Annotated in this window: 1 protein-coding gene; it reads left to right on the top strand. The window is 45.6% G+C overall.

Annotated elements, in window-relative coordinates; translation table 11 throughout:
* The first annotated feature begins 112 nt into the window (after positions 1 to 112).
* Positions 113 to 331 (top strand): hypothetical protein, encoded by a 219-nt coding sequence (locus ACYVRA_RS08550; RefSeq protein ID WP_461252297.1) that lies wholly within the window; start codon positions 113 to 115, stop codon positions 329 to 331.
* Positions 332 to 500: the final 169 nt, after the last annotated feature.

Here is a 500-nt window from a genome sequence, read left to right on the forward strand (position 1 = left end):
AATGTTTAAGTCCACACACAGAGGAAAGGAGAGGGGGGGGAAGAGGGAGAAGAGAAAAAGGAAAGAAAAAAGGGAAAGGAAAAGGAGGGAGGAAGAGGAGAAGGAGGAGCGTATGCGTATCAGGGAATTTTCGTTTATGTCGATAACATCGTCATTTATACGCAAGGTCGCGGCTGAATATTCCGCCACGCGAATAATGTCGCCGATGTACACGGGCGATTCAACGGCAAGACGGCTCCACAAAAGGCGATCCGAAAAGCGGCGCTGGACATTGTTATACTTAACAGTAACAGTCCCCATTGGTTTTTTGTTAAGGGAGGCGATTGATTGAAACAGATCAAGTCTGAACAGATTTAAGCTGAATACCGCACCGGATACGCAAAAAAATTATTACAAATACATCGGCAAACCATTTACGCGGACGAGGCTTTTGCGGCTGATTGGCATCCGCTTTTGATTTGCCGCTTTCCATCGGGTTTGTTTCTTTCGAGATAACATTT

It is taken from the genome of Treponema sp. R8-4-B8 (genome assembly GCF_054786175.1).